Here is a 14726-nt window from a genome sequence, read left to right on the forward strand (position 1 = left end):
ATTGCGCCACCCTGCAGACGGGCCGTCATGGAACCGATCGCTCCGGCTTCGCTTGGGCAGACCTGCAACAGAAGCGGAAGCCATGAGCAACAACCACGGCTGGGGCTTTCGCGGCGGAAAGCCATTTTCTCCGGAACGAGGCCAGACCCGGAAACGAGGCCAGACCAAGGCCTGCTGCCGCGTGATTTTCTGAGAATGATTTTTCGGGGGGTGATCTTTTGCAGAAATGTCGGAGACAAGGTTTCGCTTCCCTGAGCAAAAGACGGCGGCAAGACAGCGCAAAAATTAATTCTGAGGAATTGGAATTAGGCATCGAGATGCGGCACGCTCAAAAACCATGCGCCTGCACCACAGGCCCGATCAAAGGTTCAGACGACAATCAGGAGTTTCTCCCTGGATTGCGCGAAGCGCGGGGTTGCGATGCTGCGAAATCCGCCAAGACAAAAACCACCGGGAACAGCCGGGAAAATATCTTCGCTTACGTCTCCACGGCACAGCCTGCCGGCATGGCTCGCCCGCTTGCATCAGCGCAGATTGCGACATCTGAATTTATGCAACTTTGGATTGAAAAAATGCTTGACGCCGGCCTCCCCTTTAGGCCAAAGAAATTGAGGCCCGCCCAGCGCCAGAGCGGGCCTCCAGTTCAGACCAGCATAGCGTTTTCCGCTTTTTAGGGATCTTCCTTCGGGCCCAAGATTGGGCTGCTTCCCGCTGGTCTCGTTGTCTCGTCAAATGGTGCTGGCGCCAGCGTCGGATGCTCGATTACAGCAGGAACATCGGTTTGTATTTACCGATCCTGACTGTGCAGCAGCCCTGCTTATGCCCACCATGAAATTCACAAGCGTAACGCCAGAAAGCCCATCACCCGTGTCTCCAATTTTTGCGGAAATTCGGCAAGGCACAGGCAACCGGGAAACGGCTTTCTACCGTGCCTGTTCTGCATCCTGCTTGATGCAGACAAAGCCTTTCGCCCAGGTTCGGCTTGCTGGCATATGAGCAATGCTCATTTTCGCTATTACCCCCCTACTGCTCTTTCCCCACTTCTATCCAGGTAGACGGATCAAGGGCCGGTTTGTCCGAATATTTTCTCAAAATATGTATAATCTTTATCCGGCCTGCAGCGCGACGCAGCCGGCCTGGCAGGTGGCGGTCAGAACGATGGCGTCGGTCGTTGCCTCCACCTTCTGCGCCAGCCCCCAATCCATGAGCAGGGTGGCAAGCTTGTCCGTATCGCCGAGGCACATGTCGGCCGTCAGGCGGTAATCGCCTTGCCAGTGACCTGCCAGCACGATGGGCCGGCGCGCATTCCGGTTCATCTCCGCCACCACATCGGCCATCGCCGCCCCGGCGAAGACATGTTTTCCGCCCTTCGCCTCCAAGGCGCCCGACACGGGCGCAGCCTGCACCGGGCAGGCCTCACCGGGCATACCCTCTCGCCCGAGGAGAGACCCCACCGCCATGCAAACAATGACAAGCGCGCCAGCCGTCATCGAAGCGGTTTTGATCGTCTTGCGGCGCTCGGCCCGCTGCTGTGCCCGAAAATCTTCCAGAGAGCGCAGCGCCTCATCCACATTGGAGGCGATATCCGGCCAGTCGGTGAGTTCGGAGAACCCTTCCCAGATCGACAGGGCCAGCGGATCAGGCGTTGCGCCGTCATCTGTGTGCTTTTTCATTTGTCCAGCAATCAATCCGACATCGGTTGTCTGATGTTGAAACGGAGACGCCACGACACGGGATTCTATCGCTCCAGATAGGGTCTGGCGGCCCGCGTCAGCCGCTCGAGCACCTGCCGAAGCTGGTCATGAACGGTTGAGCGCGGCAGCTTATGTTGCTGGGCAAGCTCGCGGCAGGTCGCAGCCCCGAAGCGATGCTGCAGGAACATTTCCAGCGTCTTTGGTGGAATACGCGACAGCTCGGCCGCAATGGCCTCCCATGCCTGCCGGCCCAGCATGATGCGCTCCGGCGAGGACGCCTCATCCGCAATGGCGGAGATTTCCTCCTCCGGCACATATTCAAGGAAGCGCGGCGCGCGGTAACGATCGAACAGCAGGTTCCGCACCGTCCGCTTGAGAAAGGCGGTGATGTTGCCGATTGGCCCGGTGCGCGCATCGCGGCTGTACAGGCGAACGAAGGCGTCCTGCACGATATCTTCCGCATCCTGATGCGGCAGCCGCGCATAGGCATAGCGGCGCAGCTCGGACTCCACCTCCATAAGAGCCGCGCGCGTCACTATCCATGGCTCCTGCAGCGGCGGCGACCATGGCTCATCCATGGTTCGGGAAAGAGGCTCCTCAGATATGGTGGCCCGGTTGCAATTGACGTTCATTGGCGTCCCGTCGCTAGAATTCCCCGGAAACCTCCGCCTGTCGCATCCTGATCCGGGAAGATACTTCCCCGAGCGGACGCTGCGGATCAGCCCTTCCGTTCAGACATCGAAGCAACCAGCGCATTCAGGCAAGCTTGCCGGATGGCACGCCACTTAAGGGACTTCCCGCCCGCCAGGGACGAGACCGCGATCAACAAAGGGAACGCAACCCTCTAGGCAACATCATGAAAATATAACGAATGCATAAAATATGAATTCCATGAAATATGAAAGAGACATTAACCAGAATATATTTTACGGCGGCGTGACCATTATACAGCACATTCTCCTCGCGTTAGGATTTTACCTGCCAATCATTAGGATTAACTTCATCAACTGCATTAAAATCTATGAAATAAATTGAATTACTTAACAATGACGCACCATCTTCCAGCGCCCGCCCTGATGGTTCGCGGCTTCTGGAAATGCGGCCATTGAAAATATCGCCGTTTGGAGATGCTCCCGCCTGGACAGGCCCGGCGTTCATGGAGGCGCGCGAAGGGAACCAATCGGGCGGCCCGAAATTCTCTCCGGCGGCAGTAGGCATCAACCGGGATTCCAGGCACAGCCATGAAGGGCCAAAAGGCGCAGGCAAGCGGCCGGGCCACCAGAACACGGCCCGGAGGTCGTGAAAGGGTGGCCCGGCTTGCGGCAGTTTCCGGCGTCGTGTCAGGCCACGACCGGCTCCGGCATTGCCGTATGGCGCGTCGCCAGATCGCGCATCCCGTTGCAATGGGCAGCATCGGGAAGCCATGGCTCGGCATCGGCGTCTGCGTCCTCAACCGGATTGGAGCCATGGATGATGCTGGCCGCCATTGTCACGGTCTCCCGCAACAGGTTCTCCTTGACCTCGACAAGGTTGTGGCAACCCAAGGCCGCCATGCAACTGCGGTCGAGATGGCTGGAGACCGTGAGCAGCAACAGGCATGCGTTGCCCACGCGCAGGCGGAGCACGGATGGCTCCGCATCAGGGCAATGGGGCGCAATGGCGTCGAAGACCGCGTTCAGCCGCGTCGCCAGAAACGCGGTCGCCGCATCCGCCGTGGACGGATCGTCATCCATTGCCAGCCGCGTGAGGAACTTCACCACCGTGTTGCCCCACTGCGAGGCTCGCTTGAGATCATCCAGCGCCATGACGAAGGCATGGAGAACCTCGAAGACGCCGGCGCGCTGGGCGAAGCCCGGCACGTCCACCGCCCAGTGTCGGTCGATCATCTGGAGCGTGGCTGTCAGCAGCCCCTCCCGGTTCTTGAAATGGTAATGGACCGCGCTGATGTTGTGACATTCCGCTCGTTCCACCACCTCCCGCAGGGGAACGTTGGAGAACCCCCGCTGTGCGCTGAGCGCAATTGCAGCCAAAATCAGCCGTTCCTTGGTTGATCCCCCTCTTTCTTTTCTTATTCTGGGTTGGTCGTTCTGGATTTTGTTCCCAATCGGCTCAGACACATCACACAAGGCCATCGGACAGTCCTTTCTCGCCTGCTGGTTTTCACGCGACGGCTGACGCAGCAGCACTGCGGCAGTGACTGCCGCCGTCGGTGAAGTCCACAAGTCAGTTTCGTGTGATAACCCCTGAAAACCCAGATCCGCGTCGCACCCTCCCAAAGCCGGGGTCGCCGGAGGCAGCAGAACAGGGCAAGAAAGGCCGCCACTGCCTGACTACTCCAGCTTGCGACGCATATCGCAACGGAACAATACGATGGTTTCCAGAAGTGGCGCTGGCGTGATAATGTCATTGATGATTACCGGACGCAACCATCTACAGCACTTTTTTCATGCATTCAGAATATCAGCGTCATACTTAATTATTGAGTATTAAGTATTGGCAGCGCTGGACACGCGCAATTCCCCGGAAATCCGACACCCCGCCGCAACCAAGGCAGGCAACTGCCGGCGGCAGGCGCGACGGGCCTTCCGAGAGCGGACCGGACCAAAAACAGCGCCATTGCGTTCCTGTTTCCAGCGATATGGTGCGAAGGCGGTGTGGCATGGTTGATTTCGCGCTCAGTATGGGCGCATTTCTGTTGATTGCGCTTGGCCTTGGCATGGCGTTCACCCAGGCGCTGGCTGGCCTGCCGGCCGCCTCTTCGGCCCCTCGGTCTGGCCCCGTGCCCGCGCGGACCCTGCGGTCGGCCTTCCTTCTGGTCGATGGCGGCGCGCTGTTGCTGACGGCAATCCTGGCCGTTCTCCTGCGCGCCGAGCGACCGGAGGTCTGGTTCATCCTGACGACTTTCGTGTTTCTGGCTGGCGCGATTTTCTGTTCGTGGCTCACCCGTCCGGGACGCAACAAGGCTGAAAGTGTGACTTTAGCAACACAGGCAGGCTCTGGCGCGGCAGATTGGATGGGGTTCGGGGCCAGGCTCGTCGCCTTTGCCGCGCTGGCGACTTTTGCTCTGCTGACGCGGCCGCCCTGCCCGCCCTGCGCCGGAGGATAGAGCCGCCGTCAGCGCAGCGCGGCCTCCCGCGACAGGCGCGCGGCCCTTGAGGCGGCGCGCAGCATTCGGTCCAGCTGATCGTCCACCTCCTCATGCTGGCGGGCGAACTGCTTGTAGACATCCTGCGCTTTTTCCTCCTCCCGAACGGAGGACAGCCGATCGCGGATCGCGGCGAGCGTTTTCAGGTCGCGGTAGAGCGTTCCCATGTCCTGCTTGCCGACGGAATCACCCCCCCTTGATGGGAATGATGCCCCCCTGCTCGGCCAGCATGCTTCGCAACTCCGCATAGCGCCGGTAATCGCGCGCCAGCCTGGAGTCGGCCCGGCGCAGCAGGCGGGCGACGGCCGGATCAGGGGCCGCCTCGGCGCTTGCCACGGCCGGCTGGCGCGCTTCCTGCAGCAGGGCACGCAGGGTCTTCTCCGTCTCGCGCACCTCGGTCAATGCGGTTTGCAGCCGGGGGCCGCGAATATCGGGCGTGTCCTCGACAATCCGCTCCAGCCCTGCCAGCCGGCGGTTGGCATCCCGGAGCCTGGCAGTCGCATAAGCGCGCCACTCACGCGGGATATCGTGGTTGTCGCCGTCCCGCGCGGCGGCGATGGCGCGCTCCAGCGCCGTTGCTGTCCGGTGCGCGGAGACAAGCGCGGCGTTGAACGTCTTGCGCTCCCTGGCTCGATCATTCAGCTCGTCAGCCCGTTCCGCCGCGTGCTGCCGACCCGCGCGCAGCGCCTCTCGGATGGCCGTGGCCTGGGATTGCACCTCGCCGAACGCGGCGGATATTTCCGCCAGCTTCTGGCTTGCGGCCATGGCATTGGCCGGCGCCTCTTCCGCCCTGGCCGCCAGGCGCAGGCGCTGATAGGCCGCCTTCATCAGCTCATGGGCGGTGGCGGCAGTACCCATGAGCTGGGCGGGCGCAGCCCGGTCATCGTCGGCCAGCAGCTTTTCCAGAAGCTGGAAATTGGCATTGCCGTTGGTCAGCAGCTTATCCGCCGTCTCCGCATAGCCGGCAATGCTGATCCGCCAGGCCTCCTGCAGGGCTGCGCGCACCGCGCGGCTCTGTTCATTCAACACGGTCAGGAACGAGGCGCTCGTCGGTTTGCGCCGCGCCAGATCCGGCGCGGCGTAAAGGGCCTCCATCTCGGCGAGGGCCTTTGCCGCCCGCCCTGCCGCCTGCCGCAATGCCGTCACCCGCGCGGCAGGCCACGCAAGCGCCTTGGCCTCGCTGATCTGTGCATCAATGTGCTTTGCCGTGTCGCGCGCCGTCGCCAGCTCATGCTCCAGCAGAAGGAGAGGCGCGGACAACTGCTGCGGCGCCGCTTCATTTCCCGAGGATGGCAAGCCGCCTGCCAGCATTTCCATGCCGGCGCCCCCCGCCCGCTCGGGCAGGAACTCCCTGTCGTGAGAGAGAGCCAGGAGAATGCCGCCCGCCATTGCCACCCCGCCGAGGCAGGGCAGGGCCATCTGCCCGAACAGGCCGGCTCGGAAGCGCCGAGGCGACGCGGCAGCCGCATTCTCCACCGGCACCAGGCTGGCGCGGGGCCTCTCCTCGGAGGCTGGCCGGGAAATCGGCGCGGGCGGGCCCGCCTTAAGGGCCGTGGCCTCCGGCTCGGCCTGGCTTGGCGCAGGCGTTTCTGGCCACGCCTCGCACCACTGGCGGATGCTCTGGGGCCGGTCTGCTGGAATGCAGGCGAGCGCCGAGACGATCGCCCCCAGGAAAGCCGGGCTGTACTGCCCGGCACAGGAGGATGGCATCTGCACATCGCCAACGCGCGTGATCGCCTCCGGCGGCGGCGCGCCCGTCACGCAATGATAGAGAACAGCGCCAAGGGAGTAGATGTCGCTCCACGGCCCTGGTTCGGCGACGGGCACCAGCAGCTCGATGGGACTGTAGGCCGTGTTCCGGTCCTCCTCCCACGCGTGGGAAGCAAATCCGCCCGCAAAACCAGTCAGCGCCAGGCGGCGCTGCTGGCGCAAGATCACGTCCGGGTGGATTCGCAAATGGCAGATGCCCGCTTCGTGCAGCTGCCCTAGCGCCATGACCATGGGCCGGAACAGAGAAAGCAACCGTTCCTCGGATTGCCGGTGCCCCAGCTCCAGTTCGGAGGACAGCGGCACGCCCCCTGGCGCTCCAGCACCATGTAGGCGGTGCCCGCGTGGGCAAAGACGGTTCGCACGCATGGCAGGTTGGGCAGTGGGCGGGAGGCGCTGAGACCGGCAAGGGCCGCGCCCTGCATGAGAAAGGTCTCCTTGCCCGCATCGAAATCTTTGGCTGCCGCGCCGTTTCTCGCGCTGACCGTGCCATCGGGGTGGCGCAGGCCAAGGCTAGGGGGAAATATTCCTGCAGAAGCAGGCCCTCGCCCGTCGCCACGTGGCAGGCCACGTAGAGAACGGCCTCTTCGCTGACGCTGGCCACAGCGTCCACTCTCCAGTCGCGCACGATTGCGCCGACAGGCAAGGTCTGGACGCAAACGGCCAGAGTCATGACATCACCCCTGTTCCAAGGCTTGTTTCCAAGCGTGGCACAGGGGAGAAACGATTGGGCGCAGGGCCGGTTGCGGAAAAGCCCCGACCCTCACGCGATCAGGCCCAGCGCGATCAGTTCGGCTCGACGAGGGCCGAGTAAACCAGCGTCCGCAGCTCCCGCCGCACCGGATAGGTGGAGGAGGGAATAAGCTGGGTCATGAAGAGGACGGCCATGTCCTCCTTCGGGTCGACCCAGAAATAGGTGCTGGCCATGCCGCCCCAGAAGTAATCGCCCGCGCTGCCCGGCAGCAGCGTGCGCGCCGGGTCCATGGTAACGGCAAAGCCAAGGCCGAAGCCGACCCCCGCATAGGCGGACTCGCTGAACATGGATTGGGAGAGGCTCTGGATATCCTTGCCCTCGGGCAGATGGTTCGCCGTCATCAGCTCGATCGTCTTGGGGGCGAGCAGGCGCGCGCCCTCATACTGGCCGCCCTGCAGGAGCATCCGGCAAAAGCGCAGGTAGTCCTCGGTTGTCGAGACCAGTCCGCCGCCGCCGCTGGCCATGACCGGCGGCGACAAATAGGGACTGGAGGCCGGGTCGTCATACAATGAGAAGCCGCCTTCCGGCGCTACCTGATAACAGGCCGCCAGCCGTTCGGCCTGGCCGGGTTTCACGGCAAAGCCGGTGTCCTTCATGCCGAGCGGGTCCAAAATCCGCTCCTGCACCACATCCTCGAAGGGTTTGCCCGCGATCCTGCCCACCAGATATCCCAGCACATCGGTCGATACCGAATAGTTCCAGGCCGTGCCGGGGGAGAATTCCAGCGGCAGGCGCGTGAGCGCGCCAATCATCTCCTCCAGGGGCATGGTCAGGGCGATCTCGCCGACGCCGAGCGCCCGGTAAGCCGCATCAACCGGCGTGCGCTGCTGGAAACCATAGGTGAGGCCCGAGGTATGGCGCAGCAGATCAACCATCTGCATCGGCCGCTCCGGCGCGCGGGTGCGGAAGGCGCCCTGCGCGCCATCCTCATAGACGCCCAGCCCTTCCCATTCAGGGATAAAGCGGTGCACCGGGTCGTCCAGCGCCACCAGCCCCTCCTCCACCAGCATCAGGAAGGCGACGCTGGCGATAGGCTTGGTCATGGAATAGATGCGGTAGAGGGTGTCCCCGGCCAGCGGCTTGCCCCGCTCCACATCGGCCAGCCCGAGGCGGCTGCGGTGCACCACCTCGCCGTGGCGATAGATCAGTGTCTCGGCGCACGGTAGGCGGCCGGTATCGATGTATCGGGTCTGCAGGAACCGGTCCAAACGCGCCAGCCGCTGCGTACAAAATCCCATGCGTGTGGCCCGTTGGCTCATCGAATTTCCCCTTACGCCGCCTGGCGCCTGCGCCCCTCCCCGCACCGAAGCCGGAGAGACACAAGGCATCCTGCCGTATCTCCGGTCGTTAAACAGCGGGTTCCTGCTTGTCGAGAGGCAAGCCGGAATCCGCCGGCCCCTGAGCGCGCCGGATTTTCCGTCCTCTTTCTTGCCCCAGGGGAGACCATTCGATAAATCCTTTTAATTCGATAAGTTCATTTCTTCCTCCTCAAGTGCGGAGCGTTTCATCGTGCGCTGGTATTCCATCATGGGTGCGGCGGCCCTTATTGTCGCGGGGATGGCCACCGCCATCATGGGGGAATTCCCCCTGCCCCGGCAGGCGGCGGACACCTTGTCCGGCGTGCCCTCGGTGATCGACGGCGATACGCTGGAAGTGCGCGGCACGCGCATTCGCCTGCACGGCATTGACGCGCCTGAGTCACGCCAGCTCTGCCAGGTTGGGGGGACGGTCCGTGCGTTGCGGCCAGGCGGCGGCACTGGCGCTGGATGAGCTCATCAGCCACCGCCCGGTTGCCTGCGAGCCAAAGGACAAGGATCGCTACGGCCGCATCGTTGCCATTTGCAAGCTGGGCACGACCGATCTCAACGGCTGGATGGTGATGCAAGGCCACGCCCTCGCTTATCGCACCTACGCCAAGGATTACGTGCCCCAGGAAGCCGAGGCTCGCCGGGCCAGGCGCGGCGTCTGGGCCGGATCATTCGACTACCCATGGGACTGGCGGCGCGGCAAGCGCAGCGCGCAGCCCGAAGCCGCCCCGGTGCAAACGGTGACGGCAGGCGACTGCCCGATCAAGGGCAATATCACCGCCAAGGGCCAGAAGATTTATCACACGCCCGCCAGCCCCTGGTACGACCGCACCGGCATCAACACATCCAAAGGTGAGCGCTGGTTCTGCACCGAGCAGGAGGCGCAGGCCGCCGGCTGGCGCCCCGCGCAGTACTGAATTTCACATTTTATTGCAGGGGCCCAATTCTACCCTAGTCTGTTCCCCTGTAGGCTCAGCGCCGCCGCAGGATGACCGAGAGGTTGTTGGCGGGCATCTCGACCACTTCCACGAGATCGAGCCCGTGGCGCGCGGCGAGATCGAGCACGTCTTCCAGGTTTCGCACGCCCCATGCCGGGTTGCGCGCCTGCAGGCTGGCGTCGAACTCGGCGTTGCTCGGCGCGGTGTGCTGGCCGCCACGCTTGTAGGGACCATAGAGGCAAAGCACGCCACCGGGCGGCAGCAGCCGTTCCGCCCCCTGCATCAGCGCTTGCGTTGCCGCCCACGGGCTGATGTGGATCATGTTGATGCAAACGATCGCATCCGCCCGGTCGACGGGCCAGGGCTCTTGCGTCACGTCGAGCGCGAGCGCCGGGCGCACGTTGGCGAGACCCGCATCCCGCACCCACGCATTGATGGACGCGTGGCAGGCGGTGTTCGGGTCGCTCGGCTGCCAGATGAGACCCGGCAGATGGGCGGCGAAGTGGGCCACGTGCTGGCCGGTGCCGCTGGCGATTTCCAGCACCAGTCCACCGTGCGGCAGCACCAGTCCGGCGTGCGGCAGCGCGCGGCGCAGCACATCGAGGATGGGGCCCTTGTTGCGCTCCGCCGCCGGGGCGATCTGGCGTTCGTCTCCCATTTCCGGCATGGTCTCCCCTCTCACGACAGGAACGGGCGCAGCCGCTCCATCGCCGCGCGCAGCACATCGGGCGAGCGGCAGAAGCACAGGCGCACGAAACTCTCCGAGCCTTTGCCGAAGAAAACTCCCGGCGCAAGGCCCACCTGCGTGGCGTTCAAAATATCAAGGCATGCGGCCCGGCTGTCTGCCATGCCGTCGATCTCAAAGAACACGTACATCGCCGCCGTCGGCCGGGCGCGCAGGCGCACGCGCGGCATTTGCTCCAGCGCGTCGCACACGATCTCCATGCCCTCCTGACAATAGCGGTTCATGTGGGCAACGAACCCTTCACCCTCGCGGATGGCGGCGATGCCTGCGTGCTGCAAAAAGGTCGTGGTGCCGCTGGTGGTGTATTGCACCATCATGGCGAGGCGCGGGGCAAGCGAGGGCGGGTGCACCAGCCAGCCCAACCGCCAGCCAGTCATAGCCCACGCCTTGGAGAAGCTGTTGATGACCAGCACCCGGTCTTCCGGCTCGCAAATGTCGAGGATGGTATCGCCCGCCGTCCGCCCGAAAACGAGGCGATAGTAAACCTCATCCGCGATGAGCCAGATGCCGCGCTGGCGGGCGAAGGCGAGCAGCGCCTGTTGCACGCCCAGCGGAATCATCGCCCCTGTCGGGTTGCCGGGCGAGGCATAGAAAATCGCCTTTGTGCGCCCATCGCACGCGGCGGCGACCTTCTCCAGATCGAGCGCCCAGCCCGCATCATCGAGGTCCATTCGCACCGAGCGGACCTCTCCGCCGAGCAGCCGGGTGATGCCGCCGATGTTCGGCCACACGGGATCGATGACGACGATGTTGTCCCCCGGCTCCAGCACCAGTTGCACGGCAAGCATGATAGCAGGCATGCCGCCGGACGTAACGGTGATCCGCTCTGGCCCGATGGCCGTGCTGGAGAGGCGGGTGTGATAGTCCGCCAGCGTTTGGCGGAGCTCGGGAATGCCGTTCTGGTAGGTGTAGAACACATGCCCGTCGCGGATGGCCTGCGCCACCGCCTCGCCCACGAAGGCGGGCGTCTGCAAATCGCCCTCGCCGAACCACAGCGGCAGCACGTCGGTCTTGTCGAACGCCTGCTTGGCGATATTAGCGATGTTGTCGAGCGAAATGGCCGCCACGTGCGGGGCGATGCCCGCCAGCGCGCTATTGTTGCTGTCCGTCCTGTCCGTCATTCCGGCTCCCCTCCAAACACCATCCGCACGGCGGCGAACCCCTGCCGCAAGAGGCTGGCGTCATCCGCCGCGATCACCAGCTGAAACCCTTCGGCCGCGCGCCTGCGCGCCGCCTCCACGTGGGGCGTGTAGAGGCCGCAAGCAACGTCCGCTGCCGCGCAGGCCTCGCGGATATGCCGGATCGCGTTCTCCAGCCCGGCCCCGCTGTCGCCAAGCGAGAGCGCAAGATCGCCCGCGCCGATGAACACCATGTCGATGCCCGGCGTCGCGGCGATGGCCGCCGCGTTGGCAAGGCCTTCCGCCGTCTCGATCATCACGCACACCAGCGTCTCGGCCCGGCTGCGCTCGATATAGCCTATCATGTCCCGCAGCGGCCGGATGCCGCCGCCGCTGCGCGTCCCCTCCGGCGGATAGCGTGAGGCAGAAACCGCCTGCGCCGCCTCCGCCGCCGTGTCGACCAGCGGCACGATGATACCGGTTGCCCCCGCATCCAGCGCTGCGCCGATCAACTCGGGCCGGTTGCGGGCCACCCGCACCAGCACCGGGCACGCCCCCGCCTGGCCGATGGCCCATTCAAGGGTCGTGCGCTCCCACAGGCCGTGCTGGGCATCGAGCACCAGCACATCCGGCCGGCTCTCCGCCGCCAGTTCGGCGACGGCGGGCGAGCCGAGGCTGAGCCACAGGCCCGCCGTTGCCTCGCCGACTCGCCACCTGGATGCAAGGCTGCCGCTCATCCGCTCATTCCCTCCCCCCTTGGTCTGTCTTCTGCCACGGCGTCGGATGTTTTTCCCGCCGTGATTCGCCTTCCAGACAAATAGTTGTAAAACATGGTCGCATATATCGGCCGAACGCTGCAAACCTATAGGGTAGAGCAGGCTGAAGGCCGTTTGCGTCTTGCCATGTGTTACTGGCAAGGAAACAGGGGAGAAGACCTATGGAAACCGGTTCCGCGCACTCTACAACCGATGCCGGTCTGGTGAGTCGGGCGAAGAGCTTGCTGCTGCGCCCGGACCCCGAGTGGGATCGGATCGACCTTGAGCCGACAACCATCCGCCAGATTTACCGCGCCCATGTGATACCGCTGGCGGCCATTCCTGCGATCGCAGGGTTTCTGGGCTCCGTGGTATTCGGCTTCTCCGCCCTTGGGATGACTTATCACCCATCGGTTGGCAGCGCGCTCATCATTGCTGTTGTCCATTATTTGCTGACGCTCATCGGCGTTTATGCAATGGCGCTGATTATCGACGGCCTTGCCCCGACCTTCCACGGCACCCGCAACCGCGTGCAGGCCTTCAAGGTTGCGGCCTATTCCGCCACGGCGGGCTGGGTTTCGGGAATTTTCCTGCTGCTGCCACCCCTGTCCATCCTGTCGGTCCTGGGTTTTTACAGCCTCTACCTTCTCTATGTCGGCCTGCCCCCGCTGATGAAGGTCCAGCGGGAAAAAGCCCGGGTTTACATCGTCGTCACAGCCATCGCGGGGATGGTCGTCTGGTACATCATCGTCGCGCTGACCATGCCTGTTGCTGGTCTGCTCGGCGCGCACCGAAGCATGGGCACGCTGACCGTCGCCGGGGTGGGCACGGTCGACATGGACGAACTCGCCGAACCTGCCAAAAGGGCGGAAGCCGTTTTTGAGGAACTGGCGGAAGCACCGGCCCCGGCGGATAGGGATGACGCAGCGCCGGAAATGCCTGCTGCCCTTCCCTTCGGCCCGGCCCGGCTGGAGGCATTTCTGCCTTCCACCTTCGCCGGGCTGGAGCGCACCGAAATGCAAACCGCCTCGGGCACTGAGCAAGGCCTCGGTTCGTTCGCCAGCGCCCGCTATGAAAACGACGACAGCAGCGCGTCCGTGAAGATTACCGACATGGCGGGCATGGGCGGCCTGGCGGCTCTCGGCTCAGCCCTCAATGTCGTCTCAAGCCGCACGACCGAAACCGGGTACGAGCGCATCGGCAAGGTGGATGGCCGCCTGACCACGGAACGCTGGAACCAGGCTGACCGCAGCGGTCATTACAGCGTCATCGTCGCCAACCGTTTTGTCATTGAGGCCGAGGCCAACGGCATCAACATGAACGACCTGAAAAAGGTTATCTCCCGTATCGACCTTGGCGCTCTTGAGCAGCTTGCCTCCAACCAAAAATAGCCTCAGCCGTTCAGAGGTCGCAGGGCCGGCCGCGTATATGGCGCAGGCATCATGCTGACGGCAGGGGAGCAGGAAAACACCGCAGACCGGCGGAATTTCTCAAGGCTCCTTACCGGCACGAGCTTCATGGAATGGCGACGGTTGTCAGTATGGCGTTCATCTCCTGCGTCACGGCGCTGGTAATATCCATGGCGTTGTTCCACCCATAGGTGGTGTCGCGTTCCATCACGAAGCTGCAGGCGTTGCGCGTGATAACGCGGCTGAGGGCCTGGTTGAGAGCATTGTCGACCTGCTGCTGCCCATGCGCCTGCGCCGCGATAAACCGCGTATTCAGCTCTTTCTCCAGCTGTTGCACCTGCCGATCAAGCACCGCCTTCCGGCGCTGGTATTCGATAGGCGCAATCCTGTCTTGCCGAACATCAAGAGCATGGCGCTGCTCATCGAGCGCCGCACGGTGTTTGGCAAGTTCGGTGGACAGCAAGTCCTTCTTCTTCTTCAATTCCGCATTCAGGGATTGGCTGGCGCGCGAGGCGTTGACCGCGCTGACGCGCGACAGCAGGCACACGCCCTTTATCGGAGGCCCGAAGGTTTGCGCGGCAACCGGGGGGGTGCACAAATCACCAGTAAGGCGGCTATGAACTTCGTCAAACGCATAACGCAGGCCCTTGCATAATCATTCGGCCGCGGCGACCCGGTCCGCGCAGGATTGATCCTTCCAGACGACTTCCGAGACGACGACATCGTACTTGCCCGGCAACCGGACAAACCGAATTTCCATCCGGCACCGCTGACGCTCCGTGCTCCCCGGCGCCGCCGGAAAGAACAGGACATAATTCCAGCGCCGCGTGATCCCCTCCCCGAAATGCGGCGGGCCAATCAGATTATAGATGCTGAACTTGTCGATACCCGGCGTGATGAGCCGCACCGTCTTCGGGTCGACCGTCACGCCGGTTTTTTGTGCTCGCCCGCCTTCTCGGGGAAGGCGTCGGGGTCAACCTTGGCGACATAGGTCGATGGCGAGGATGCCGGGGCATCCTGGGCGACAGCCGCAGCGCTGGTCAGGCCAAGACCTGAGAGCAGCGGAAGAACGAGGAACCTGGCGTACATGGCGC

General features: G+C 63.7%; 18 protein-coding genes. 5 read left to right on the forward strand and 13 right to left on the reverse strand.

The genetic code is table 11. The features are described from left to right. The first annotated feature begins 218 nt into the window (after window positions 1–218). Window positions 219–674, forward strand: a complete 456-nt coding sequence (locus L0C21_RS13790; RefSeq protein WP_259279017.1) for a hypothetical protein — start codon at window positions 219–221, stop codon at window positions 672–674. A 432-nt stretch (window positions 675–1106) separates the two neighbouring features. On the opposite strand, the gene L0C21_RS13795 is transcribed toward L0C21_RS13790, so the two are convergent. From L0C21_RS13795 to L0C21_RS13810, 4 genes are all read right to left on the reverse strand, one after another. After that, a complete protein-coding gene (locus L0C21_RS13795; protein WP_259279018.1) occupies window positions 1107–1673 on the reverse strand; it encodes a DUF3089 domain-containing protein in 567 nt (188 codons plus the stop codon). 65 nt (window positions 1674–1738) lie between these two features. Further along, window positions 1739–2230: an RNA polymerase sigma factor gene (locus L0C21_RS13800; protein ID WP_259279019.1), complete on the reverse strand. Its 492-nt coding sequence runs from the start codon at window positions 2228–2230 to the stop codon at window positions 1739–1741. 430 nt (window positions 2231–2660) lie between these two features. After that, on the reverse strand, window positions 2661–2912 hold the full coding sequence (locus L0C21_RS13805) for a hypothetical protein (protein WP_259279020.1): 252 nt from the start codon (window positions 2910–2912) through the stop codon (window positions 2661–2663). 122 nt (window positions 2913–3034) lie between these two features. Further along, window positions 3035–3724 (reverse strand): TetR/AcrR family transcriptional regulator, encoded by a 690-nt coding sequence (locus L0C21_RS13810; RefSeq protein WP_259279021.1) that lies wholly within the window; start codon window positions 3722–3724, stop codon window positions 3035–3037. 629 nt (window positions 3725–4353) lie between these two features. Here L0C21_RS13810 and L0C21_RS13815 point away from each other — a divergent pair. After that, window positions 4354–4800, forward strand: coding sequence for a hypothetical protein (locus tag L0C21_RS13815; RefSeq protein WP_259279022.1), 447 nt, complete (start codon window positions 4354–4356; stop codon window positions 4798–4800). An 8-nt stretch (window positions 4801–4808) separates the two neighbouring features. Here L0C21_RS13815 and L0C21_RS13820 read toward each other — a convergent pair whose 3' ends face one another. The 3 genes from L0C21_RS13820 to L0C21_RS13830 all read right to left on the reverse strand — a co-directional run bounded on the left by L0C21_RS13820 (window position 4809) and on the right by L0C21_RS13830 (window position 8619). Next, window positions 4809–5006, reverse strand: a complete 198-nt coding sequence (locus L0C21_RS13820; protein ID WP_259279023.1) for a hypothetical protein — start codon at window positions 5004–5006, stop codon at window positions 4809–4811. A gap of 19 nt (window positions 5007–5025) precedes the next feature. After that, a complete protein-coding gene (locus L0C21_RS13825; RefSeq protein WP_259279024.1) occupies window positions 5026–6912 on the reverse strand; it encodes a hypothetical protein in 1887 nt (628 codons plus the stop codon). A gap of 480 nt (window positions 6913–7392) precedes the next feature. Next, entirely contained in the window at window positions 7393–8619 is a 1227-nt protein-coding gene (locus tag L0C21_RS13830) for a serine hydrolase domain-containing protein (protein WP_259279025.1), read from the reverse strand. Window positions 8620–8869: 250 nt separating this feature from the next. Between L0C21_RS13830 and L0C21_RS13835 the strand changes: the two genes are divergently transcribed. Both L0C21_RS13835 and L0C21_RS13840 read left to right on the forward strand, forming a co-directional pair. Next, window positions 8870–9130, forward strand: coding sequence for a thermonuclease family protein (locus L0C21_RS13835; RefSeq protein WP_259279026.1), 261 nt, complete (start codon window positions 8870–8872; stop codon window positions 9128–9130). Continuing rightward, a complete protein-coding gene (locus L0C21_RS13840) occupies window positions 9093–9584 on the forward strand; it encodes a thermonuclease family protein (protein WP_259279027.1) in 492 nt (163 codons plus the stop codon). The genes L0C21_RS13835 and L0C21_RS13840 overlap by 38 nt, the downstream gene beginning before the upstream one ends. A 55-nt stretch (window positions 9585–9639) precedes the next feature. Here L0C21_RS13840 and L0C21_RS13845 read toward each other — a convergent pair whose 3' ends face one another. From L0C21_RS13845 to L0C21_RS13855, 3 genes are read right to left on the reverse strand one after another with little or no spacing between them, the layout of a single operon-like run. After that, on the reverse strand, window positions 9640–10272 hold the full coding sequence (locus L0C21_RS13845) for a DUF938 domain-containing protein (protein ID WP_310593396.1): 633 nt from the start codon (window positions 10270–10272) through the stop codon (window positions 9640–9642). An 11-nt stretch (window positions 10273–10283) separates the two neighbouring features. After that, the gene (locus L0C21_RS13850; protein ID WP_259279028.1) at window positions 10284–11471 is read right to left on the reverse strand and encodes a pyridoxal phosphate-dependent aminotransferase; all 1188 of its coding nucleotides are present in this window, start codon (window positions 11469–11471) and stop codon (window positions 10284–10286) included. Further along, the gene (locus L0C21_RS13855; protein WP_259279029.1) at window positions 11468–12205 is read right to left on the reverse strand and encodes an HpcH/HpaI aldolase family protein; all 738 of its coding nucleotides are present in this window, start codon (window positions 12203–12205) and stop codon (window positions 11468–11470) included. Before L0C21_RS13855 ends, L0C21_RS13850 begins: the two co-directional genes overlap by 4 nt. Window positions 12206–12405: 200 nt before the next feature. Between L0C21_RS13855 and L0C21_RS13860 the strand changes: the two genes are divergently transcribed. Next, a complete protein-coding gene (locus tag L0C21_RS13860) occupies window positions 12406–13614 on the forward strand; it encodes a Yip1 family protein (protein ID WP_259279030.1) in 1209 nt (402 codons plus the stop codon). Window positions 13615–13738: 124 nt separating this feature from the next. On the opposite strand, the gene L0C21_RS13865 is transcribed toward L0C21_RS13860, so the two are convergent. From L0C21_RS13865 to L0C21_RS13875, 3 genes are all read right to left on the reverse strand, one after another. Then, window positions 13739–14179 carry an OmpH family outer membrane protein gene (locus L0C21_RS13865; protein ID WP_259279031.1) on the reverse strand — a complete coding sequence of 147 codons (441 nt, stop codon included), beginning with the start codon at window positions 14177–14179 and terminating at the stop codon, window positions 13739–13741. Between the two features lie 108 nt (window positions 14180–14287). Next, window positions 14288–14560: an outer membrane protein assembly factor BamE domain-containing protein gene (gene bamE, locus L0C21_RS13870; RefSeq protein WP_259279032.1), complete on the reverse strand. Its 273-nt coding sequence runs from the start codon at window positions 14558–14560 to the stop codon at window positions 14288–14290. Further along, window positions 14557–14721, reverse strand: coding sequence for a hypothetical protein (locus tag L0C21_RS13875; protein ID WP_259279033.1), 165 nt, complete (start codon window positions 14719–14721; stop codon window positions 14557–14559). The genes bamE and L0C21_RS13875 overlap by 4 nt, the downstream gene beginning before the upstream one ends. Window positions 14722–14726 lie beyond the last annotated feature (5 nt).

Origin of the sequence: Pedomonas mirosovicensis, from assembly GCF_022569295.1 — a bacterium.
Taxonomy (GTDB): domain Bacteria; phylum Pseudomonadota; class Alphaproteobacteria; order Sphingomonadales; family Sphingomonadaceae; genus Pedomonas; species Pedomonas mirosovicensis.

Bases quoted from the DNA above. Each gene is read 5' to 3' on its own strand.
- L0C21_RS13850 (WP_259279028.1), bottom strand. From the start codon at position 11,471: ATGACGGACAGGACGGACAGCAACAATAGCGCGCTGGCGGGCATCGCC.
- L0C21_RS13875 (WP_259279033.1), bottom strand. From the start codon at position 14,721: ATGTACGCCAGGTTCCTCGTTCTTCCGCTGCTCTCAGGTCTTGGCCTG.
- L0C21_RS13795 (WP_259279018.1), bottom strand. From the start codon at position 1,673: ATGAAAAAGCACACAGATGACGGCGCAACGCCTGATCCGCTGGCCCTG.
- L0C21_RS13830 (WP_259279025.1), bottom strand. From the start codon at position 8,619: ATGAGCCAACGGGCCACACGCATGGGATTTTGTACGCAGCGGCTGGCG.
- L0C21_RS13820 (WP_259279023.1), bottom strand. From the start codon at position 5,006: ATGGGAACGCTCTACCGCGACCTGAAAACGCTCGCCGCGATCCGCGAT.
- L0C21_RS13860 (WP_259279030.1), top strand. From the start codon at position 12,406: ATGGAAACCGGTTCCGCGCACTCTACAACCGATGCCGGTCTGGTGAGT.
- L0C21_RS13845 (WP_310593396.1), bottom strand. From the start codon at position 10,272: ATGCCGGAAATGGGAGACGAACGCCAGATCGCCCCGGCGGCGGAGCGC.
- L0C21_RS13855 (WP_259279029.1), bottom strand. From the start codon at position 12,205: ATGAGCGGCAGCCTTGCATCCAGGTGGCGAGTCGGCGAGGCAACGGCG.
- L0C21_RS13805 (WP_259279020.1), bottom strand. From the start codon at position 2,912: ATGCCTACTGCCGCCGGAGAGAATTTCGGGCCGCCCGATTGGTTCCCT.
- L0C21_RS13815 (WP_259279022.1), top strand. From the start codon at position 4,354: ATGGTTGATTTCGCGCTCAGTATGGGCGCATTTCTGTTGATTGCGCTT.